General features: G+C 75.2%; 1 protein-coding gene. It reads left to right on the top strand.

The genetic code is table 11. From position 1 onward, the window contains the following. Positions 1–14 precede the first annotated feature (14 nt). On the top strand, positions 15–278 hold a 264-nt coding region (locus NLU14_RS21625; RefSeq protein WP_275710501.1), incomplete at its 3' end, for a hypothetical protein.

Raw genomic sequence — 278 nt, 5'->3', positions numbered from 1 at the left:
AGGGCGCGCGGAGCGTGGACGCCGAGATCGTCGACCTCCCGTGGCCACCCGTCACCGCCGGGGACCAGGAGCTGGGCGCCCACTCGGCGTGCGCGATCGAACGCATCCTCGACGGAGTCGCGCCGCGCATGCCACCGCCGTCTACCCGCCTCGAGCTCCGCCGAGGTCGGCCCGCCGCTCCCCCACGCGACGTGGAGCGCAGCGACCGCGCCGAGTTCCGCGATGAGGGATCCCGCGACGCCGTCACCGGGTTCCGTCAAGCACGACCAGGCGGCGCA

The sequence above is a fragment of the Marinobacter iranensis genome, assembly GCF_029207565.1.
GTDB classification, from domain to species: domain Bacteria; phylum Pseudomonadota; class Gammaproteobacteria; order Pseudomonadales; family Oleiphilaceae; genus Marinobacter; species Marinobacter iranensis.
The sequence above is the reverse complement of the archived record's forward strand: the minus strand, read 5'-3'. Positions and strand labels throughout refer to the sequence as shown.